24 protein-coding genes are annotated in these 21,235 nt (G+C 61.7%); 17 read left to right on the top strand and 7 right to left on the bottom strand.

Annotated elements, in window-relative coordinates; translation table 11 throughout:
* Positions 1-142 precede the first annotated feature (142 nt).
* From ASE36_RS12700 to ASE36_RS12720, 5 genes are all read right to left on the bottom strand, one after another.
* The gene (locus tag ASE36_RS12700; protein ID WP_062279838.1) at positions 143-1,150 is read right to left on the bottom strand and encodes a TIM44-like domain-containing protein; all 1,008 of its coding nucleotides are present in this window, start codon (positions 1,148-1,150) and stop codon (positions 143-145) included.
* 233 nt (positions 1,151-1,383) lie between these two features.
* Positions 1,384-2,388 carry a cytochrome d ubiquinol oxidase subunit II gene (gene cydB, locus ASE36_RS12705; RefSeq protein WP_062279840.1) on the bottom strand — a complete coding sequence of 335 codons (1,005 nt, stop codon included), beginning with the start codon at positions 2,386-2,388 and terminating at the stop codon, positions 1,384-1,386.
* Positions 2,378-3,790: a cytochrome ubiquinol oxidase subunit I gene (locus ASE36_RS12710; protein ID WP_062279843.1), complete on the bottom strand. Its 1,413-nt coding sequence runs from the start codon at positions 3,788-3,790 to the stop codon at positions 2,378-2,380. The genes cydB and ASE36_RS12710 overlap by 11 nt, the downstream gene beginning before the upstream one ends.
* A 244-nt stretch (positions 3,791-4,034) precedes the next feature.
* A complete protein-coding gene (serA, locus tag ASE36_RS12715) occupies positions 4,035-5,630 on the bottom strand; it encodes a phosphoglycerate dehydrogenase (protein ID WP_062279845.1) in 1,596 nt (531 codons plus the stop codon).
* 88 nt (positions 5,631-5,718) lie between these two features.
* Positions 5,719-6,897, bottom strand: coding sequence for a phosphoserine transaminase (locus ASE36_RS12720; protein WP_062279847.1), 1,179 nt, complete (start codon positions 6,895-6,897; stop codon positions 5,719-5,721).
* Between the two features lie 269 nt (positions 6,898-7,166).
* On the opposite strand from ASE36_RS12720, the gene ASE36_RS12725 reads away from it, so the two are divergent.
* A complete protein-coding gene (locus ASE36_RS12725; protein ID WP_062279849.1) occupies positions 7,167-8,159 on the top strand; it encodes a transporter in 993 nt (330 codons plus the stop codon).
* 84 nt (positions 8,160-8,243) lie between these two features.
* Here ASE36_RS12725 and ASE36_RS12730 read toward each other — a convergent pair whose 3' ends face one another.
* Both ASE36_RS12730 and ASE36_RS12735 read right to left on the bottom strand, forming a co-directional pair.
* On the bottom strand, positions 8,244-9,083 hold the full coding sequence (locus tag ASE36_RS12730) for an outer membrane protein (RefSeq protein WP_062279851.1): 840 nt from the start codon (positions 9,081-9,083) through the stop codon (positions 8,244-8,246).
* A 273-nt stretch (positions 9,084-9,356) separates the two neighbouring features.
* Positions 9,357-10,367, bottom strand: coding sequence for an LLM class flavin-dependent oxidoreductase (locus ASE36_RS12735; RefSeq protein ID WP_062279853.1), 1,011 nt, complete (start codon positions 10,365-10,367; stop codon positions 9,357-9,359).
* Positions 10,368-10,520: 153 nt separating this feature from the next.
* Between ASE36_RS12735 and ruvC the strand changes: the two genes are divergently transcribed.
* From ruvC to pal, 16 genes are all read left to right on the top strand, one after another.
* Entirely contained in the window at positions 10,521-11,033 is a 513-nt protein-coding gene (ruvC, locus tag ASE36_RS12740; RefSeq protein WP_062279855.1) for a crossover junction endodeoxyribonuclease RuvC, read from the top strand.
* A gap of 55 nt (positions 11,034-11,088) precedes the next feature.
* Complete coding sequence (locus ASE36_RS12745; protein ID WP_062279857.1) at positions 11,089-11,349, top strand: AbrB/MazE/SpoVT family DNA-binding domain-containing protein; 261 nt, start codon at positions 11,089-11,091, stop codon at positions 11,347-11,349.
* Positions 11,330-11,749, top strand: coding sequence for a type II toxin-antitoxin system VapC family toxin (locus ASE36_RS12750; protein ID WP_062279859.1), 420 nt, complete (start codon positions 11,330-11,332; stop codon positions 11,747-11,749). Before ASE36_RS12745 ends, ASE36_RS12750 begins: the two co-directional genes overlap by 20 nt.
* Positions 11,750-11,765: 16 nt before the next feature.
* Positions 11,766-12,383, top strand: coding sequence for a Holliday junction branch migration protein RuvA (gene ruvA, locus ASE36_RS12755; RefSeq protein ID WP_062279861.1), 618 nt, complete (start codon positions 11,766-11,768; stop codon positions 12,381-12,383).
* Between the two features lie 62 nt (positions 12,384-12,445).
* Complete coding sequence (locus ASE36_RS12760) at positions 12,446-12,730, top strand: AbrB/MazE/SpoVT family DNA-binding domain-containing protein (protein ID WP_062279863.1); 285 nt, start codon at positions 12,446-12,448, stop codon at positions 12,728-12,730.
* A complete protein-coding gene (locus ASE36_RS12765) occupies positions 12,727-13,122 on the top strand; it encodes a PIN domain-containing protein (RefSeq protein WP_062279865.1) in 396 nt (131 codons plus the stop codon). Before ASE36_RS12760 ends, ASE36_RS12765 begins: the two co-directional genes overlap by 4 nt.
* Entirely contained in the window at positions 13,119-14,159 is a 1,041-nt protein-coding gene (gene ruvB, locus ASE36_RS12770) for a Holliday junction branch migration DNA helicase RuvB (RefSeq protein ID WP_062279867.1), read from the top strand. Before ASE36_RS12765 ends, ruvB begins: the two co-directional genes overlap by 4 nt.
* A complete protein-coding gene (locus ASE36_RS12775) occupies positions 14,160-15,065 on the top strand; it encodes a metallophosphoesterase (protein WP_062279869.1) in 906 nt (301 codons plus the stop codon).
* Positions 15,065-15,574 carry an NUDIX hydrolase gene (locus ASE36_RS12780; RefSeq protein WP_062279871.1) on the top strand — a complete coding sequence of 170 codons (510 nt, stop codon included), beginning with the start codon at positions 15,065-15,067 and terminating at the stop codon, positions 15,572-15,574. Before ASE36_RS12775 ends, ASE36_RS12780 begins: the two co-directional genes overlap by 1 nt.
* Positions 15,571-16,137: a DinB family protein gene (locus ASE36_RS12785; RefSeq protein WP_062279873.1), complete on the top strand. Its 567-nt coding sequence runs from the start codon at positions 15,571-15,573 to the stop codon at positions 16,135-16,137. The genes ASE36_RS12780 and ASE36_RS12785 overlap by 4 nt, the downstream gene beginning before the upstream one ends.
* 87 nt (positions 16,138-16,224) lie before the next feature.
* Positions 16,225-16,665, top strand: a complete 441-nt coding sequence (gene ybgC, locus ASE36_RS12790; protein WP_062279875.1) for a tol-pal system-associated acyl-CoA thioesterase — start codon at positions 16,225-16,227, stop codon at positions 16,663-16,665.
* A gap of 254 nt (positions 16,666-16,919) precedes the next feature.
* The gene (gene tolQ, locus ASE36_RS12795; RefSeq protein ID WP_062279877.1) at positions 16,920-17,639 is read left to right on the top strand and encodes a protein TolQ; all 720 of its coding nucleotides are present in this window, start codon (positions 16,920-16,922) and stop codon (positions 17,637-17,639) included.
* A gap of 25 nt (positions 17,640-17,664) precedes the next feature.
* Positions 17,665-18,117: a protein TolR gene (tolR, locus tag ASE36_RS12800; RefSeq protein WP_062279879.1), complete on the top strand. Its 453-nt coding sequence runs from the start codon at positions 17,665-17,667 to the stop codon at positions 18,115-18,117.
* Between the two features lie 9 nt (positions 18,118-18,126).
* Complete coding sequence (locus ASE36_RS12805; protein ID WP_062279881.1) at positions 18,127-19,200, top strand: hypothetical protein; 1,074 nt, start codon at positions 18,127-18,129, stop codon at positions 19,198-19,200.
* A 21-nt stretch (positions 19,201-19,221) separates the two neighbouring features.
* On the top strand, positions 19,222-20,526 hold the full coding sequence (tolB, locus tag ASE36_RS12810; RefSeq protein WP_062279883.1) for a Tol-Pal system beta propeller repeat protein TolB: 1,305 nt from the start codon (positions 19,222-19,224) through the stop codon (positions 20,524-20,526).
* Positions 20,527-20,693: 167 nt separating this feature from the next.
* Entirely contained in the window at positions 20,694-21,233 is a 540-nt protein-coding gene (gene pal, locus ASE36_RS12815) for a peptidoglycan-associated lipoprotein Pal (protein ID WP_062279885.1), read from the top strand.
* Positions 21,234-21,235 lie beyond the last annotated feature (2 nt).

Genomic DNA, 21,235 nt, shown 5'->3' on the forward strand with positions numbered 1-21,235 from the left:
CGCCCCGCTCTCCCCCCTCGTGGGGAAGATGTCCGGCAGGACCGAGGGGGGTACCCCAAGCTCGACGCCAAACATGCCCACCGAACAAAAAACCTCCCCGCCGAACCCGACGGGGAGGTTTGAACGACAGAAGCAGGTCAGATCAATTCGCGCTCTGGATCGCCGAAATCTGCCAGAGCGTGCCGGGGCGACGGACGAAGGTCCAGATCTCGACGGACTCAGACGCAACATTCGGATCGCCCTCGATCACCGCATTCGTCTGACGGTCGACCATATAGTCGACAGCCTCGTAGCGCATCGCGACGGTCGCATACTCGGCCTTGTCCTCGGCCCAGCTTTCGGCCACGTCACCCTGCACCAGATGCACGTCGCGCACGACGTTCTTCACGCCCTTGGTGGCGTTCTCGCTCAGTTCTTCCGCCAGATACGACATGGCTTCCGGCGTCGTGATCCGGCGCAGCGTGCCATAGTCCTCGGCCGCAAAGGCCGCCTGCATGTCCTTCAGCAACTGCTCGAAGCGTTCGAGGTCACCCTGGGTGATGCCAAGCTCATCCGGCTGGCCCGGACGGGCGGCAGAGGCTGCGGCAGCACCACCGCCGCCGATCTTCGGGATCTGGAAGCTGGATCGGCCGGCATCGCTCTGATTGTCGCGCGTCAGGCCACCAAGCCCGCCAAAGCCGCCCATGCCGGGGCCATTGCCAGCACCGGCCGACGCCGGCTGGCGATTGGCAAAGGCGCGCATGGCAAAGCGCACCAGGAAGAAGATCAGCAGGCCCTGCAGCAACAGCCCGATCATCCCGAAGCCGCCGCCAAAGCCGGTGCCCATCAGCATGCCGAACAACCCGCCGAGCAACAGGCCGCCCATCAAGCCACCGGCCAGACCACCGAACAAACCGCCCGGACGGTTGAACCCTTGTGTCGCTGTCTGGTTGGCGCCTGGTTGGGTGGTGTTCGTGCGCGGAGTCATCGTGCGTTCGATCGGCGCTGCCGGCGCTGGCGCCGTGCGGGTGATCGACGGCTGGCTGAAGGTTCGCGTGCCGCGGCTGCCGAAGCCGCCACTGGCGCGACGTGCTTCGGCAAAGTCGACGGCCATCAGCGTCACCATCATGCCGAGAGCAAGCGTCGCAAAGAATTTTCCGTATTGTCGCATGGGGATCTCCCCTCCTCCTCGAACGATCGTGGCCCAGAGGCCTTGCAGCCCATATGGACACCGCCCGGCCTCTTTTGAAGGTCGGGCGGTCAATTATTGATTGAAATTGAAGTGACCGGGTCAGGCTCTCAGCCAGAACTTGATGATCAGGCCGACGACCGTGATCGTGCCCACACCGGCCGCCCACAGGCCGACAAACCACAGCAGCCGGCTGAGTGTCTGGCGCCTTTCCATCAGTGATAGCCCTCGTCAGGGTTGAGCTTCCCGCGGAAAACCCAATAGGCATAGGCCGTGTAGCACAGGATCATCGGCACCAGCACGACGGCGCCGACCAGCAGGAAGGAGAGGCTGGAATCGGGGGCCGCCGCTTCCCAGATGGTGAGCGAGGTCGGCACGATATAGGGATAGAAGGAAATCCCGATGCCGGCGTAACCGAGCACGAAAAGCCCGAGTGCCGCCACGAAAGGCTGCACGTCGCGGCCATTGCGCAGACCCGAGACGATCACCCAGAGGCAGCCGAGCACCATCAGCGGCACGATCACCGAAAAGATCATCGTCGGATAGCCGAACCAGCGATCAAGATAGGCGGGCTCCAGCCACGGCGTCCAGAGGCTGAAGACACCCATGGCGGCAACGGTCGCAAAGGCCAGGCGAACGGCGAAGAACTTGGCCCTTTCCGCAATCTCGCCTTCCGTCTTCATCACCAGCCAGGTGGCGCCGAGCAGACTGTAGCCGGCCAGGAGTGCGAGGCCGGTAGCGATCGAAAACGGCGTCAGCCAGTCCCACCAGCCGCCGGAATAGGCACGATCGGTAACCGGAATGCCCTGCACCAGCGCACCGAGCGCCACGCCCTGAAAGAAGGCGGCAACGACAGACCCGCCGGTAAAGGCCCAGTTCCACAGGTGCTCCGCCCGCTTCGTGCGCCAGCGATATTCGAAGGCGACGCCGCGGAAGATCAGCCCGAGCAGCATGAGAATGATCGGGGCATAGATGGCGGGTAGGATGGTCGCATAGGCGAGCGGGAAGACGGCAAGCAGTCCCCCGCCACCCAGCACCAGCCAGGTCTCGTTGCCATCCCAAACCGGCGCCACCGAATTCATCATCAGGTCCTTTTCGTGCTTCTCCGGGAAGAAGGGGAAGAGGATGCCGATGCCGAGATCGAAGCCATCGAGGATGACATAGGCGAGCACGGCAAAGGCGATGATGCCGGCCCAGATGAAGGGAAGATCAATGGGCATGTTTGCCTCCATGGTGACCGGGCTGGGCGGCCGGCGTGATGCCGGACGAGCGGATCGGGCCGTCGTCGAGATCCGGCATCGGATCGCGCGGCAGGCGGGCCATCAGGCGCAGGATGTAGAAGGTGCCGGCACCGAAGACGACGAAGTAGACCACGACGAAGGCGATCAGCGAGGCGGCAACAGCGGGCGCTGCGATCGGCGAGATCGAATCAGCCGTCAGCAGATGGCCATAGACCGTATAGGGCTGGCGGCCGACTTCCGTGGTGATCCAGCCGGCAAGCACGGCGACGAAGCCGGAGGGGCCCATTACCAGTGCCACGCGGTGCATCCAGTGGTTCTCAAGGAGCGTACCCTTCCAGCGACACCAGAGCGAGAACAGGCCGACGCCGAGCATGGCAAAGCCGATCGCGACCATGACGCGGAACGACCAGAAGACGATCGCAACGGGCGGCTCCTTGTCATCAGGCACGGTATCCAGCCCGTCGAGCGGTGCATTGAGATCGTGCTTGAGGATCAGGCTGGAGAGCTTGGGGATCTGGACCGCATAGTCGATGCGCTTTTCTTCCGTGTTCGGGATGCCGAACAGGATGAGGGGCGCACCGTCCGGATGGCTGTCGAAATGGCCTTCCATGGCCATGACCTTGACCGGCTGATGCTCCAACGTGTTGAGACCATGGGCGTCACCGGCGGCAATCTGGATCGGGGCGACGATCGCCGCCATCCACATGGCCATCGAGAACATCACGCCGGAGCGACGAGGCGCCGTGCCGCGCAGCAGATGCCAGGCGCCGACCGCACCCACCACGAAGGCGGTGGTGAGGTAGGCGGCGATCACCATATGCGTCAGGCGATAAGGAAAGGACGGGTTGAAGACGATCTTCCACCAGTCTACCGGAACGAACTGGCCGACCTCGTTGATCGCGAACCCATCGGGCGTCTGCATCCAGGAATTGACGGACAGGATCCAGGTGGCCGAGATCAGCGTGCCAATCGCCACCATCAGTGTTGCAAAGAAATGCAGCCCCGGCCCGACCTTCTGCCGGCCGAACAGCATGACGCCCAGGAAGCCAGCTTCGAGGAAGAAGGCCGTGAGCACTTCATAACCCATCAGCGGCCCGATCACCGGCCCGGCCTTGTCGGAGAACACCGACCAGTTGGTGCCGAACTGATAGGACATGACGATCCCGGACACGACCCCCATACCGAAGGCGACCGCAAAGATCGTCTTCCAGAAGTCGAAGAGCTCCAGATAGACCTTGTCCTTCTTCCACAGATAGAGACCTTCCAGCACGGCCAGATAGCTGGCCAGACCGATGGAAAAGGCGGGGAAGATGATGTGGAAGGAGACCGTGAACGCGAACTGGATCCGCGCGAGGATCTGTGCGTCGAAGTTTTCGAACATGATGACTGCATCCTTCGTTGTTCGACCTCGCAACGAGAAACAGGCTCCGAGGTGACAGAAGTCAAGTATAGCCTTGTTCCCTGCGTTCAATGCGACAAGCCGCCATGCGACGGTTCAACGCATCGATTGTTCCTTATATGCGCCCCGCCGATTGTCTCGCTTGTTCCAAAAACAAAGACGGCGCGGGTTTGATCCCGCGCCGTCGGCATTATTCATGTATTTGGTTGTGTGAACGTGAAGGCGCTCAGTCGACGTTGAACACCAGGGGCTTGGCCTGCTTGACGGCAGGGTTCGCGGTCAGCTGGTCGAGCACGGCCTTCTCCACCGGACCATCGACATAAAGGAGAGCGATCGCGTCGCCGCCTTCCTTGTCGCGGCCAAGCTGGAAGTTCGCGATGTTGACCTTGGCATTGCCGAGCGTGGTGCCCATGAAGCCGATCATGCCGGGAACGTCGGTGTTGGAGATGTAGATCATGTTCTGACCGACATCCGCGTCCATGTTGATGCCCTTGATCTGGATGAAGCGCGGCTTGCCGTCGGAGAAGACCGTGCCGGCAACCGAACGCGTCTGCTTGTCGGTGGTGACGGTGAGCTTGATATAGCCGTCATAAACGCCGGTCTTGTCGCGCTTGACCTCGGCGACGATGACGCCCTTTTCCTTGATCATGATCGGGGCCGAAACCATGTTGACGTCGGCCACCTGCGGGCGGATGAGGCCGGCGAGCAGCGCAGAAGTCAGCGCCTTGGTATTCATGGTCGAGGTCACGCCGTCATAGAGGATCTCGATTTCCTTGATCGGATCTTCGGTCATCTGGCCGGCAAACGAACCGAGCACGTCGGCGAGACGGATGAACGGCTTCAGGATCGGTGCTTCCTCAGCCGTGATCGACGGCATGTTGATGGCGTTGGAAACAGCGCCCTTGACGAGGTAATCCGACATCTGCTCGGCAACCTGCAGAGCAACGTTTTCCTGGGCTTCCGTGGTGGATGCGCCGAGATGCGGGGTGCAGACGACGTTCGGCAGACCGAAGAGCGGGCTTTCCTTCGCAGGCTCGACTTCGAACACGTCGAAACCGGCACCGGCGACATGGCCGGACTTGATGGCTTCGGCGAGCGCTGCCTCATCGACCAGACCGCCACGGGCGCAGTTGATGATGCGCACGCCGGGCTTCGTCTTGGCGAGGTTCTCGCGGCCGAGGATGCCGCGGGTCTTGTCGGTCATTGGCACGTGCAGGGTGATGAAATCGGCGCGCGGCAGAAGTTCGTCGAGCTCGACCTTCTCGACGCCCATCTCCTGGGCACGTTCGGCCGAAAGGAAGGGGTCATAGGCAATCACATGCATGCCAAGGCCGATCGCCTTCTTGCAGACGATGCCGCCGATATTGCCGGCACCGATGACGCCAAGCGTCTTGCCGGTGATTTCAACACCCATGAACTTCGACTTTTCCCACTTGCCGGCCTGGGTGGAGGCATCGGCCTGCGGCAGCTGCCGGGCAACGGCAAACATCAGAGCGATGGCGTGTTCGGCGGTGGTGATGGAATTGCCGAAGGGCGTGTTCATCACGATGATACCGCGCTTGGAGGCGGCCGGGATATCGACATTGTCGACGCCAATGCCGGCGCGGCCGATCACCTTGAGGTTGGTCGCGGCAGCAATCAGCTTTTCCGTCGCCTTGGTGGCGGAACGGATGGCAAGGCCATCGTAATTGCCGATGATTTCGGCCAGCTTGTCCTTGTCCTTGCCGAGCTGCGGCTGGAAATCGACTTCGACGCCGCGATCGCGGAAGATCTGGACGGCGGTTTCGGACAATTCGTCGGATACGAGAACGCGAGGTGCCATGACGAGGCCTCCTTCAGAGAGTTCGTTTGAATGGGATGATGAGAATTGCGGGGCTCCGCCAATCAGGCGGAGCCGAATGCGTCAGAGATCAGGCAGCAGCCTTGGCGAGCGTCGCCTTCTGGCTCTCGTAGGCAAAGGACAGCCACGGCATCAGCGCTGCCATGTCTTCCGTCTCGATCGTCGCACCGGCCCAGATGCGAAGGCCGGCCGGCGCATCGCGATAGGCGCCGATATCGAAGGCGACACCCTGCTTCTCGAGCGTGCTGGCAATCCCCTTGGCAAAGGCTGCCTGGGCGTCGGCATCAAGTGCGGTCACCTGGGGATCGACGATCTTCACGCAGACCGAAGTGTTCGAGCGCGTGGCCGGATCGACAGCCAGATTCGCGATCCAGTCGTTCTTCTCGATGAAATCGAAGATCACCTTGGCATTGGCGTCGGCGCGGGCGATCAGGGCTTTCAGACCACCGATCGACTTTGCCCATTTCAGCGCATCGACATAGTCCTCGACGCAGAGCATCGACGGCGTGTTGATGGTCTCGCCGACGAAAATGCCTTCGATCAGCTTGCCGCCCGAGGTCATGCGGAAGATCTTCGGCAGCGGCCAGGCCGGCACATAGGTCGTCAGGCGCTCGACAGCGCGCGGGGAAAGGATGATCACGCCGTGACCGCCCTCGCCGCCGAGAACCTTCTGCCAGGAGAAGGTGGTGACATCGAGCTTGGAGAAATCGAGATCCTGAGCGAAAGCCGCAGAAGTGGCATCGCAGATGGTGAGACCCTTGCGATCAGCCGGGATGAAATCGGCATTGGCGACGCGGACGCCCGAGGTCGTGCCGTTCCAGGTGAAGACAACATCGCGGTCGAAATCGACCTGTGTCAGATCGGGCAGCAGACCGTAATCGGCATTGAACTTGCGCACATCGGCAAGCTTCAGCTGCTTCACCACATCGGTGACCCAGCCGGCGCCGAAGCTTTCCCAGGAGAGCATGTCAACGCCGCGTTCGCCGAGCAGCGACCACATGGCCATTTCAACGGCGCCCGTGTCGGAGGCCGGAACAATGCCGATGCGATAGTCAGCGGGAACGTTGAGAATTTCGCGAGTAAGGTCGATGGCCAGCTTCAGCTTGTCCTTGCCAACCTTGGCGCGGTGCGAACGACCGAGCGGGGCATCGGAGAGCGCATCGAGCGACCAACCGGGACGCTTCGAGCAGGGGCCAGACGAAAAATGAGTGTTTGCCGGACGCGCGGCGGGGGCGACGATATCAGCCATATAGATACCCTTCCAGGTAATTAGCCTCTCGTTGGGGAGAGGTGTCCCGCCGTCGGAACTACTCTTGTCGGAAACCGCCGTCAAGCGGGTCTGCGTCGCTCAGGGCAAAATTTTTGTTCCGTCCGCGCCAGTCCTGCGACGCCCGCGTCAATCGTTTGGAGGCAAGCTGCACGACCGTTGTCATCAATCCTTCATGCAGGGGGCGCATCTCAAACCGCCCGCTCACCCGATGCGGGCAAGGACCACCTGCTGCAAGGGCTTAACCACCGATGTTTCCGCTGACCAGCCCCATTCCTGGCCTTGTATGGGCCTATCGCATCCTACCGGGCCTTCGCAGCGAGCGCCTGCCGGCCGACTGCTCGGCGCTGGACGTCCAGCCGGGCCATGGCTTTGTCTGGCTGCACCTCAACCTCGCCGACACCCGCCTGCCCGCTTTCCTGGAACAGTTTCCCGGCCTGACGCCGCCCGTCCTCTCGGCGCTCACCACCCACGACACCCATGCCGCCCTCGCCATCGACGAGGGCCTGCTGTTCGGCACGCTGGTCGACTTTCAGCGGGAGTTCGACGCGACGACCCGCGACATAGGCTGGCTGCATTTCGCGCTCTCGGATCGCTTCATCATCACCACCCGGCTGCAGCCGATCCGCTCCGTCGACAAGGTGCGCGCCGCCGTGGAAAAAAATGCCGCCCGCTATGCCTCGCCGCTCCAGCTCTTCGAAGTTCTGGTCGCCGAATTCCAGCGCGGCCTGATCGTCGTGGTGCTCGAGCTGACGGACGAATTGAACCAGATCGAGGACCTCGTCTATGGCAGCGAGTTGCGCGACGAGCGCCGCCGCCTTACCCCCGTCCGACGCCTGATCGTGCGGTTGCACCGCCATTTGCGCACCATGCTACTGATCATGCGCAGCGCATCCGCCACTGATGACGACGAGATGCCCGACGGTGTCGAGGACAGCCTCGTGCGCCTCTCGGCCCGGCTCGAAGCGGTCGATCAGGACGTGCAGGCGCTGGCCGATCGCGCGCGGCTTCTGCACGAAGAACTGGATTCCAAGCAAAGTGCAGAGACGAATCGGCATCTCTACATCCTGTCGCTGATGACCGCCCTCCTCCTGCCGCCCTCGCTGGTGACCGGCTTCTTCGGCATGAACACCACCAGCCTGCCCTTTGCCGAAGGCCTGCACGGCACCGCCTATGCCTTCGGCTTCATCGTGATCTCGGTCATGCTGTCCTGGTGGGTTTTGCGCCGAACCGGCATCCTTTAGCGTCTTCAAACGAAAAAGGGCCCCGTGGGGGGCCCTTGAACCTGATCTCTCATATGGCTGCCGACTTGAGCCGGCACCTAGAGATTATTTGTAGACGATCGGCTGCGGCGGCGGCTCGTAAGCGACCGGCTGTTCGCAACCGCCGAAAACGTAACGTGCGCCGGCATGGATGTCGTGGCTGTAGAAGCCCTTGTCGTAGCCCGGGCCACCATTGGCCTGATAGCCGAACATGTCGCCACCCAGCGTCTGGCGGAAGCGATAACCGATGTCGGCCTTGACGTTGCAGGTCACGTCGATCGAGGCGCCAGCCATCAGCTGATAGGCAAAGCGCCAGCTGCCCTTGCCGCCGTGTTCTTCGGTACCATCGCAACCGCCGCCATCGTCCTGGCAGGCGGTGTTACGCAAATTGTCCCACTTCACGTAGGAGCCACCGATGCCGGCGCCGACGTAAGGCGTGAAATAGGCATAGGATCCCAGATCAACATAGGCGTTGGCCATCAGCGTGTAAGCTTTCATGGCGGCGAGATCGGTCGATGTGCAGGCTTCGAGCGGCGAGCCGCACTGGCCTGTCGTCGAGCCTCTAAAGTCTGACTTGAACATGTAGTCGAATGTCAGATCGGTGCGCAGGTAGCTGTTGACCTGATAACCCACACCACCGCCGACAGTGAAATTGTCCTTGATCGAAGCAGTGGTGAAATCAGTGAGGCTGCTGTTGGAGCCCTGGAAGTAGTCAGCTCCGCGCAGCTTGTTGATGCTGTAACCGAGATCACCTCGCAGATACCAGCCGGAGGCTTCCGAAACGGTGACTTCCGGAGCGTCGACATAGGGCTGCGGCTGCGGCTCAGGCTGATAAAGATCGGCAGAATGGGCTGCCGAACTTGCCAGCATGGCAACTGCAGCAACTGCAAGAATCATTTTGGTCATGACAGGAGACTCCAAAATCCCAGAGTTGTCTCATCAGGCCGTCTGCTGCCTGAGAATGTGAACTGCGAGGGATAATGGAGTGGAAAAGTTAAGTTCGGATTAACTACGGACGTTAACTATAGCCATCAAATATCGTGCGGACGCGATACTTCAAAGCGCAGTCTTCTCCGCGGATTCCTGCAGAAATTTGAAGTGGAAACGCGTCGCCGAGCCTGAAAAAAAGAAAGCCACCGCGCATCGTCTCATGACACGGTGGCGAGGCTTGCGATGCAACTATTCGGCCGCAACACCGATATCGGCGCGGTCGCGCAATTCGGCAAACAACTCGACCGAACGCAGCCGCGCATTGAGATCGTGGATCGGCGTCGAGACAATGATCTCGTCGGGCGCCACTTCCGCCATCAGCGCCTCGAGCTTGCGGGCCGCCGTATCGGACGAACCGACGATGGCATAACGCAACGTGTGTTCGACGCCGATCCTTTCAATCTCCGACCAGAAGCCGTCCATGCTCTCGACCGGTCGCGGAAACGGCCGGCGCACATTGCGTCTCAGATTGACGAATTGCTGCTGCGCCGAGGTGAAAAGGCGGGTTGCCTCCTGATCGGTGTCCGCGACAGCCGCCATCACGCCCACCATCACATGGGGAGACTGCAAGGCCTCTGACGGCTCGAAGCGCTGGCGGTAGATCTCCACCGCCTCGCCGAGCTGGTCGGGCGCGAAATGCGACGCAAAGGCGTAAGGCAGACCGAGTGCTGCGGCGAGATGCGCGCTGTAGAGGCTGGAGCCGAGCAACCAGATCGGCACATGGCTGCGCATGCCCGGCACTGCGAGCAGCCCTTGATCCTCCGTCGGCTCGCCAAGCAGCCGCTGCAACTCGATGATATCATGCGGGAAACTTTCAACGCCCGCATCCATGTTGCGCCTCAAGGCACGGGCGGTCCGCATGTCGGTACCCGGTGCACGACCAAGACCGAGATCGACACGCCCCGGAAAGAGCGCCTCCAGCGTGCCGAACTGCTCGGCAATGACGAGCGGCGAATGGTTGGGCAACATGATGCCGCCCGAGCCGATGCGGATGGTCGAGGTCCCTGCCCCGACATGGGCAATCACGATGGATGTCGCGGCACTCGCGATGCCGGGCATGCCATGATGCTCGGCGAGCCAGAAGCGCTGATAGCCATTCGCTTCCGCCACCTGCGCCAGCCGTCGCGACGCATCCAGCGCATCGCGGACCGAATGACCCTCGGCGATCGGCGAAAGGTCGAGAATGGAGAAGGGGATCATGGCATCAATCCTGTGCTGCGTTCGTCTCTGTCATGTAGTCAGCCGGGCGCCGCAGCCCAAGAGGTGACGATAATAAATTATAATCACTTTCGATGTTTTTGCTTTGTTCACATTTCACTGGCACTGATCGGCCATTCTGAACTAGGGTTTCCCATGTCTTCCACGATTCGCATCATCGGCATAGATCCCGGGCTCCGTCGCTGCGGTTGGGGCGTCATCGAGACGCTGGGCAACTCCCTGCGCTTCGTCGCCTCCGGTACCGTGACCTCCGACGGCGACATGGATCTGGCCTCGCGCCTGTGCCAGTTGCATGACGGCCTGGCCGAGGTCGTCCATGCCTACGCACCGGATGAGGCGGCCGTCGAGCAGACCTTCGTCAACAAGGACGCGGTCGCAACCCTGAAGCTCGGCCAGGCCCGCGGCATCGCCATGCTGGTCCCCGCCCGTGCCGGACTTCCTGTCGCCGAATATGCGCCGAACGCCGTGAAAAAAGCAGTCATCGGCGTCGGCCACGGCGAAAAAGCACAGATCCACATGATGCTGAAGATCCTGATGCCCAAGGCCGAATTCAAGGGCAACGACGCCGCCGACGCGCTCGCCATCGCTATCTGCCACGCCCACAACAGAGGCGGCGAGCGCATGCGCAAGGTCCTCGCCTCCGCCTGATTTGTTCTTGACTTGTTCCATTTGCGTTGATAGGTAATACCCTAGAGGTATTACCATGCGCGTTACCGAAAAAGGTCAGGTCACTATCCCCAAGGAGATCCGCGATCGGCTCGACATCAAGCCGGGCTCGAACGTCGATTTCGTTGTTGCCGAGGACGGCGTCATGCTGGTCAAGAACGGCGATGCCAGCGATATATTCAAGGATTTCGACGCCTGGGCGAGAAGTGTCGAGGGGACTTTCGACACCAATGGCATGACCTCAGACGAATATGTCGACTGGCTGCGAGGACCGCGTGATGACCTCAACCATCATTGACACCAATGCACTGATCAATGTGCTCGGGCATGACAGCGCGTCGCGGGCGTGGTCGGTGAACGCAATGCGCCGCTGCTTCGAGGAGGGGCCGCTGGTGATCAACCCGGTCATCTGGTCGGAGTTGGCTGCCTCGCCGTTGAGCGAGCAACAGCTCAGCCAGGCGCTCGATTGGCTCGACCTGAAGAAAGAACCCTTGTCCTATGAAGTGGCCTTCCGCGCGGGCAAGGCCCATCTGTTCTACCGACGAAACGGCGGGCAGCGCGAGCGCACCCTCCCCGACTTTTTCATCGGTGCGCATGCCGCCGTGCGTTCTCATCGCCTTCTGACGAGAGATGCCGCACGTTACCGCAGCTATTTCCCGGATATCGACATCATCTCCCCCAAAACCCATCCCCTGTAACGCGACGGACTTATCCATGATCGGCAAACTCAAAGGCACCATCGATGAGATCGGCGACGATTACGTCCTCGTCGACGTCCACGGCGTCTGCTACGTCGCCCACTGCTCCTCGCGCACCCTCGGTCGGATCGGCTCGGCGGGTGAAGCGGTGGTGCTGTTCATCGAAACCTATGTGCGCGAAGACCAGCTGAAACTCTTCGGCTTCATGAGCGCGCTGGAGAGGGAATGGTTCAATCTCCTGCAAAGCGTCCAGGGCGTCGGCGCGAAGGTGGCGCTCGCCGTCCTCTCCACCCTCACGCCGTCGGAACTGGCCAATGCCATCGCTCTACAGGATAAGGCGGCAATCTCCCGCGCCCCCGGCGTCGGACCGAAGGTGGCGCTCCGCCTCGTCACCGAATTGAAAAACAAGGCCCCGGCCTTTGCCGGCGAAGCCTCTGCCAATATCGGTCTGAAGCAGGAACTTGGCGAAGGCGTCGCCTCAGCCCCCGTTTCCGATGCCGTCTCGGCGCTCACCAATCTCGGTTATTCGCGCGATCAAGCGGCCAATGCCGTGGCAGCGGCCTTGAAGAACGGAGGAGAAGGCGGTGATAGCGCCAAGCTGATCCGGTTGGGGCTGAAAGAGCTGTCGCGGTAGGAATTGGTCGATAGACGAGATACTGATATGCTTCTCGTAAGAATTCCTTGAGGAGGTAAGACATGGGTGCCTTTACCACGATGACCTCGAAAGGTCAGATCACGATCCCAAGTGAAGTGCGCGAAGAGCTGAAGCTCGAGCCGGGAACATGCTTCTATGTCTCCGCACGTAACGGTCAGGTCGTGGCGATCCCGAAAAACATCAGGCTCGCAGATTTGGCTGGCATCCTCGGCACGCCCCCGTCTGGCATCAGCCTGTCCATCGACGAGATGGACGAGGCTATTGCCAAGACGGTGTCCGAAGACGATGAGCGGATTAAACGCGAATGGTCGGAGACGCAGGTGTGATTGGCATCGATACCAATATTCTGGTTCGATTTCTGGTTGACGATGACCCCACCCAGAACGCTTTGGCGCGCAGTTTCCTTTCAGCAAAAACGGCCGAGGACCCGGCTTATGTCAGTGCAATCGTCATCGCGGAAACCGTCTGGATCCTGCACAACACGATGAAATACCAAATGTCCACCGTGGTTGAGCTTCTTCAAAGCCTCCTAGCGGCAGATGGCCTCGTCATCGAATACACGGAAGAACTCGACGCCCTGCTGAGCACTGGTCAACCCCTGGCCGATCTGGCGGACCACCTGATCGCGTGGGCGGCAAAACGTGCGGGAGCCCGCACCACCCTGACCTTCGACAAACGCGCCGCCTCTCGCGTGCCCGGCATGGAACTTCTCGCATGATGACCAACAATCCGATCCTGACGCCGGAAAAACGCGGCGAAGATCTCGATGCGGCACTCCGCCCGCAGACGCTCGACGATTTTACCGGACAGGCGGAAGCCCGCGCCAACCTGAAGATCTTCATCGAGGCCGCCAAGAACCGCGGCGAGGCGCTGGATCACGTCCTCTTCGTGGGCCCGCCGGGGCTCGGCAAGACGACGCTTGCCCAGATCATGGCAAAGGAACTCGGGGTCAACTTCCGCTCGACCTCGGGCCCCGTCATCGCCAAGGCCGGTGATCTCGCGGCTCTTCTCACCAATCTCGAAGAGCGTGACGTGCTCTTCATCGACGAGATCCATCGCCTGAGCCCCGCCGTCGAGGAAATCCTCTATCCGGCCATGGAAGATTTCCAGCTCGACCTGATCATCGGCGAAGGCCCCGCCGCCCGCTCGGTGAAGATCGACCTGTCGAAATTCACCTTGGTGGCGGCCACCACCCGGCTAGGCCTTTTGACGACCCCGCTGCGTGACCGCTTCGGCATTCCGGTGCGCCTGAACTTCTACACCGTCGAGGAACTGGAATCGATCGTCCGCCGTGGCGCCCGCCTCTTGAACCTGCCGATGACCGAAGACGGCGCCCGCGAAGTCGCCCGCCGCGCTCGTGGTACGCCCCGCATCGCCGGCCGTCTACTCCGCCGTGTGCGTGATTTCGCCGAAGTCGCCCGCGCAGAAGCCGTCACCCGCGAGATTGCCGACGAGGCTCTGACCCGCCTCAACGTCGACAATATGGGGCTCGACCAGCTCGACATGCGCTATCTCTCGATGATCGCCGTCAACTTCGGCGGCGGCCCGGTCGGCATCGAAACCATCGCCGCCGGCCTCTCCGAACCCCGCGACGCGATTGAGGACATCATCGAGCCCTACATGATCCAGCAGGGTTTCATCCAGCGCACCCCGCGTGGCCGTGTTTTGACCGCAAATGCATGGAAGCATTTAGGCCTGCAGCCGCCGAAGGACTTGGAGGCCGCGCAATTCCGGCTGACGCTCGAGGATGACTGAATGATCACACGGCGGGGGCTCATGAAGCTCTTCGGAGCGGGGTTCCTGAGCCTGATCGCAACGGCGGCCTATCCCTTCACAGAAGTCTTCCGGCGCCCGGAGATCCGTCGATACGCTTTGACGCCAAAGAACTGGCCGTCGGGATTAAGGCTGCGTGTGGCCGTCCTGGCCGATTTCCATGCGTGTGAACCGTGGATGGACGTGTCGAGGATCGAGTCGATCTGCGCGATGGCGAACGGGTTGGAGCCGGATATCTGTCTCCTTCTCGGCGACTATGCAGCCGGGACCAACGTCGTTAGCGACTATGTTGATGCAGTGGACTGGGCGTCCGCACTTGCGACCCTTCGCGCACCGCTCGGCGTCCACGCCATTCTTGGCAATCACGATTACTGGGAGGACCTCGCCTTTCAGCGAGATCCCTCCACCGGCAACATTGCCACGAAGGCTCTGCAGCAGGCGGGCATCGCAACCTACATCAACGAGGCTGTGCGACTGGAAAAGGATGGCCAGCCATTCTGGATCGCGGGCCTCGGCGATCAGATGGCCCTCCGCCCCGGCCAGCAGTTCAACCGTAAGACCATGGCCGGTATCGATGACCTGGCAGCAACCATGCGTCATGTGACCGACGAAGCGCCTATCATCCTGATGGTGCACGAACCCGATATCTTTCCCGAAGTGACCGATCACGTAAGCTTGACCCTCTGCGGTCACACCCATGGCGGCCAGATCAATCTCTTCGGTTGGCATCCCGTCGCGGCGTCGCGCGGTTCCTGGCGCTACCCTGGCGGCCACTTTCATGAGCAAGATCGGCACCTCATTATCTCGCGCGGTCTCGGCTGCTCCTTCCTTCCGATCAGGATAGGTGTCAGACCGGAAATCCTCCTGCTCGAACTGGGGTCCGCCTGATGTCCAAACGCACCCTGATCACCATCAAGGATGGCAAGCGACGGTTCAACCACCGGATCGCCGGCCTCGCCTTCCGCGACGGTCACGTGCTCGTCCACCGCGCCACCCACGAGACCTTCTGGACCTTTCCCGGTGGTCGTGCTGAGATCGGTGAGACCTCGACCGAGACGCTCGCGCGCGAAATGCAGGAAGAACTGGGTGTTGAGGCGGTCGTCGGCCCCCTCCTCTGGATCGTCGAGAACTTTTTCGATTACGAAGGCAAGGCCTGGCACGAACTCGGCTTATACTACCGAATGGAAATCCCGGAGCACTTCCCCTTCCACCCCTTTGACATCGTCCACCGCAACGAGGATGGCAAGAACAGCCTGGAGTTCAAATGGGTACCCGCCACCCGAGATGCTCTGATGGCCCTCGACATCCCGCCCTATTTCATTGCCGACGAGATCGAAAACCTGCCGGCCTCGCCCAAACACGTCGTCTGGCATGACGGAGATCTGGACACGCCATGACCGACGCCCTCAGGTTCATTCGCAAGCTCGCTTTCGCCAATATGCTGGCGAATGACCGTCTGCACGAGACTGTCGCCAACCTACAGCCCGGCGAATTCGAGGCGCCCCGCACCGGCTTCTTTCCCTCATTGGTCGCAACCCTCAATCACATCCTGATCATCGACTGGTTCTACATCGACGCGCTGGAAGGTGGCACGCTCGGCCCTAAGGCCTGGGAGAACCAGATCCCCTTCCCGAACGCGGCAGACCTCCGCGCATCGCAACTGGCATCCGACCGACGGCTGCTGGCACTCTGCCAAGCGCTGCGCGATCACGACCCCGCCCGCCCCGTCCATATCCACCGGACCGGCCGCATTCAGGTGGAGCGGATGGACGACGTGCTCTCGCACCTCTTCCAGCACCAGACCCATCATCGCGGCCAGGCCCATGCCATGCTGTCGGGCACCAGCATCAGGCCACCGCAGATCGATGAATTCATCGTCGCCGATGATGCGGCAAGCCGGGCGGATGCCATGGTACGGCTGGGACTGACCGAAGCCGAGGTCATGCAACTGGACAGGTGAGCCTGTCATGCGCTAGCGAGCGGTGCATTCTGCCTCTGACGACCGCTTAAGTTCGCGGGCCTTCAGACCCCGCCTCGGAGAACCGCCATGACATCCCTATCCATTTCCCTTTCCGGCGAAATCACCGACGGCGTTCACTCCCTCACCCAGCGCGTCTACTACGAAGACACCGATTTCTCCGGCGCCGTCTATCACGCCCGCTATCTGCATTTCATGGAACGCGCTCGGACCGACTATCTCCGCTGTCTCGGCGTCGAGCAGTCGGCCCTGTTCGAGAGTTCCGATGAAGGCCTCGCCTTCATGGTCCACCGCATGGAGATCGACTTCAAGGCGCCGGCCCGCATGGACGACGTCGTCACGGTCCGCACACGCACCGAGAGGGCCGGCGGCGCAAAGATGATTTTGCAGCAGGAGATCCTGCGTGACGATCGCCTGCTGATCGCGGCGAAGGTCGTGATTGCCGTCGTCAACCGCAACGGCCGCCCCCGCCGCCTGCCCGAAACGCTCGCCGCCCAGTTGCTCGGCTAAGCCTGACAAGCCCGTGACATCACCGTGAGCGGCCCGAAAAGTAACGCCTTCTTAACCCTAATAGGGTCTTACTCCGAGCTGGGAGTTTGTGCAGCGCACGCCTTCCTTTGACCAAATTTTCAGCCCAGAAGGCATTCTGGGAGCTTAGGCGGGATAGGGATGTCGGCGGCAGCGACCGCATTCTTCCAGCAGCACAGCTCATGTCGCCGCCCGGTCCTTTCGCCGGGCGTTTGGATTTCGGGGAATTTTAGGCGATGGAACAAGTTGGAATGGCAGCAGCGACCCACGACGTAAGCTTGTGGGGACTGTTCATGCAGGCAGGCCTGATCGTCAAGTTTGTCATGCTCGGCCTCCTGGCCGCCTCGGTCTGGACCTGGGCAATCGTCATCGACAAATATCTGAGCTATGCCCGCGCCCGCCGCCAGTTCGACCAGTTCGAGCAGGTCTTCTGGTCCGGCCAGTCGCTGGAAGAACTCTACCGCACGCTGGCTGAGCGCAACAACACCGGCCTTGCGGCCATGTTCGTCGCCGCCATGCGCGAGTGGAAGAAGAGCTTCGAGCGCGGCGCCCGCTCGCCAATCGGCCTGCAGATGCGTATCGACCGCGCCATGGACGTGACCATGGCCCGTGAGTCGGAGACGCTCGAAGGCCGCCTCTCCTCGCTTGCCACAATTGGTTCTGCAGCGCCCTTCATCGGCCTGTTCGGTACCGTCATCGGTATCATGACCTCGTTCCAGGCCATCGCCGGTTCGAAGAACACCAGCCTTGCGGTCGTCGCCCCCGGTATCGCCGAAGCACTGCTCGCGACCGCCATCGGCCTGGTTGCCGCTATCCCCGCCGTCATCGCCTACAACAAGTTCTCCGGTGAAGCCGGCAAGCTGACGGCCCGCATGGAAGGCTTCGCCGACGAATTCTCGGCCATCCTGTCGCGCCAGATCGACGAGAAGCTGCAGCCCCGCCAGGCAGCGCAATAAGGCCTCGACGGTAGGAGATTAAACCATGGGTATGTCAGTCGGATCAGGTGGAGGTGGCGGAGGCCGTCGCGGACGTCGCAGCGGCAAACGCGCGCTGGTCAGCGAAATCAACGTCACCCCGATGGTCGACGTCATGCTGGTGCTCTTGATCATCTTCATGGTCGCAGCCCCGATGATGACGGTCGGCGTTCCCATCGACCTGCCGCAGACGCAGGCCAAGGCGATGAACAGCGAAACCCAGCCGATCACCGTATCCGTCAATCCGGCCGGCGAAATCTATCTGCAGGAAACGGCGATCCCGATTGACGAGGTCGTGCCGAAGCTGCAGGCCATTGCCACAACAGGTTATAGCGAACGTATCTACGTGCGCGCCGATACCGCCGCCACCTATGGCATTGTCATGCAGGTCATGGCGCGGATCTCGGCCGCCGGTTTCACCAATATCGGTCTCGTGACCCTACAGGAACAGCAGAACTGATCGGACGACATGAAGGGCAGCCTCTTCACATCCTCGTTTCTGCATGGACTGGCGCTCGTAGCGACGCTGGTGAGCCTCGGCTCGCCTGAAAAGCTGGAAGTGGTCAACATGGAATCGCTTCCGGTCGACATCGTGCCGATCGAGGAGTTCACCCAGATCCAGCAGGGCGACAAAAAGGCCCCGATGGCCGAAAAGTCCGCGCCTGTCCCAACCAAGAAGCCGCCGACGCCTGAGCCGGCCGAAAACTTCGGCGACAACGAAGTCGACCTGAAGTCCCCGCCGACGCCATCGAAGCGTCCGGTTGAACAGGAAGTGGCGGCGGCCCCGGAAAAGGTCGAGACCCCGGTGCCGGAGCCCGATCCTGAGGTCAACGACATCAAGGAAATCATCAAGGAAGAGACGGCCCCGCCGCCGGAGCCGAAGCCCGCCGAGCCCACACCGCCCGAGGAAACCAAGCCGCCGGAACCGGCACCGGCCGAACAGGCGGCTGCCGAAGAAATTCCGCTTCCCGAACAGGCGCCGATCCCGGCTGCCCGCCCTCAGCCGGAAGTCGCCAAGCCCGCCGAGAAGAAGCCGGAGCCGAAGTCGACCCCGAAAAAGGATGCCAAGCAGGACACCAAGGCGAGAGAGACCGCCAAGTCGAAGCAGCAGATGGAAAGCGACTTCAACGCTGACGAAGTGGCAGCCCTGCTCAACAAGACCGATGCAGCCGGTGGAGGCGCGAAGCGCTCGACCGACAAGGCGGCCCTTGGCGGCAAGACCAATACCGGCGGCTCCAAGCTCAGCCAGAGCGAGATGGACGCCCTGCGCGGCGCCATTCAGAACAACTGGCTGATCACGCCGGGCATGGCCGATGCCGCCGACGTGCGCATCCGTGTCACCTTCCGCCTGGACGAAAACGGCGAACTGGTCGGCGAACCGGAAGCAACCGCGACCGGTGGCTCGCCCAGCGCCCAACAAGTCCTCATGAGCGGCGCCGTGCGTGCCGTTCGCAAATCCGCCCCGTTCACCAATCTGCCGCGGGACAAATACGACGCTTGGTCTGAAGTTGTCGTCAATTTCGACCCCAGCGAACTGATGTAAGAGCTGAAAGGCTTCGAGAGCATGAAAAACGCATTCCTCCGACTTCTGCTGGTCTGTGCCGGCCTGGCCGGCGCCTTCGTTTCCCCCGCGAACGCAGCCGTGGAAATCAATATCAACCGCGGCAACGTCCAGCCGCTGCCGATTGCCATCACCGACTTCGTCTCGGGCGACGGCATCGGTGCGCAGATCTCGGCCGTGGTCGAGGCCGACTTGAAGCGGTCGGGTCTCTTTGCCCCGATCAACCGCCAGGCCTTCATCGAAAAAATCTCCAATCCCGACCAGCCGCCGCGTTTCGACGACTGGAAGGTCATCAAGGCAGACGCGCTCGTCGTCGGTCGCATCACCCGCGAGGCCGATGGTCGGCTCCGTGCCGAATTCCGCCTGTGGGACACGTTCGGTGGCCAGCAGATGACGGGCCAGCAGTTCTTCACCGATCCGAAGAACTGGCGCCGCGTCGCCCATATCATCGCCGACGCGATCTATGAGCGCATCACCGGCGAAAAGGGCTATTTCGACACCCGCGTCGTCTTCGTTTCGGAAAGCGGTCCGAAGACCGACCGCAAGCGTCAGCTGGCAATCATGGACCAGGACGGCGAGAACGTCCGCATGCTGACCAACAGCAAGGACATCGTTCTGACCCCGCGCTTCTCGCCGAGCCGTCAGGAAATCACGTATATGTCCTTCGAAGGCGACCAGCCGCGCGTCTACCTGCTCCAGCTGGAGACCGGTGGCCGTGAAGTGGTCGGCAATTTCCCGGGCATGACCTTCGCTCCCCGCTTCTCGCCTGATGGCCAGCGCGTCATCATGAGCCTGCAGCAGGATGGCAACGCCAATATCTACACGATGGACCTGCGCTCGCGCACGACCACCCGCCTCACCTCGACCGCCGCCATCGACACCTCGCCCTCCTATTCGCCTGACGGTAGCCAGATCGTCTTCGAAAGCGACCGTGGCGGCCGCCAGCAGCTCTACGTGATGGGTGCAGACGGCTCCGGCCAACGCCGCATCTCCTTCGGCGACGGCTCCTACTCCACACCAGTCTGGTCACCACGCGGCGACTTGATCGCATTCACCAAGCAGTCGGGCGGCAAGTTCTCGATCGGCGTCATGAAGACCGACGGCTCGGGCGAACGCATCCTGACCACCGGCTTCCACAACGAAGGCCCGACCTGGGCACCGAATGGCCGCGTCCTGATGTTCTTCCGCCAGAACGCTGGTGCTGGCGGCCCGCAGCTCTATTCGATCGACCTGTCCGGTTACAACGAGCAGCAGGTCAAGACACCATCCTTCGCCTCCGACCCGGCATGGTCGCCGCTGATGGAATAGCATTCACGAAAAAGAGGCGCGAAAGCGCCTCTTTTTTGCCTTAAACGCACGCAAATCGGGGCCATTCCCACGCGAATTGTCGATTTGTTAACCATAGTTGTTGGAAGCCGGTTAACCGCGATTGGTTATGGTCCAGCAACCCTAACAGGAAATTCAAGGAGACCGGCATGAGCCGCATTCATACTCCGGCCAAGAGCCGTCTACAGACCCTCGCCAGCAACCCGGCCCTGATTGCCCTCACGCTCGCCCTGGCGCTTGCCGGCTGCGCGAAGAAGAACCTGCCGAACAGCGCCGGTGATCTCGGCCTCGGCGCAAACGGTGCAGGCGGTGCAGCGACGCCGGGCTCGGCCCAGGACTTCACCGTCAATGTCGGCGACCGCATCTTCTTCGACACCGACTCGACCTCGATCCGCGCCGATGCCGCCCAGACGCTCGACCGTCAGGCTCAGTGGCTGGCCCGCTACCCGAACTACGCCATTACGATCGAAGGCCATGCCGACGAGCGCGGCACACGCGAATACAACCTCGCGCTCGGCGCACGCCGTGCAGCCGCAACCCGCGACTACCTCGCCCAGCGCGGTATTCCGGCTCAGCGTCTGAAGACCATTTCTTACGGCAAGGAACGTCCGGTCGCCGTCTGCGACGACATCTCCTGCTGGTCGCAGAACCGCCGCGCCGTCACCGTTCTCGGTGGAGCCGGCATGTGATC

Source organism: Rhizobium sp. Root274 (genome assembly GCF_001429245.1).
Taxonomy (GTDB): Bacteria; Pseudomonadota; Alphaproteobacteria; order Rhizobiales; family Rhizobiaceae; genus Allorhizobium.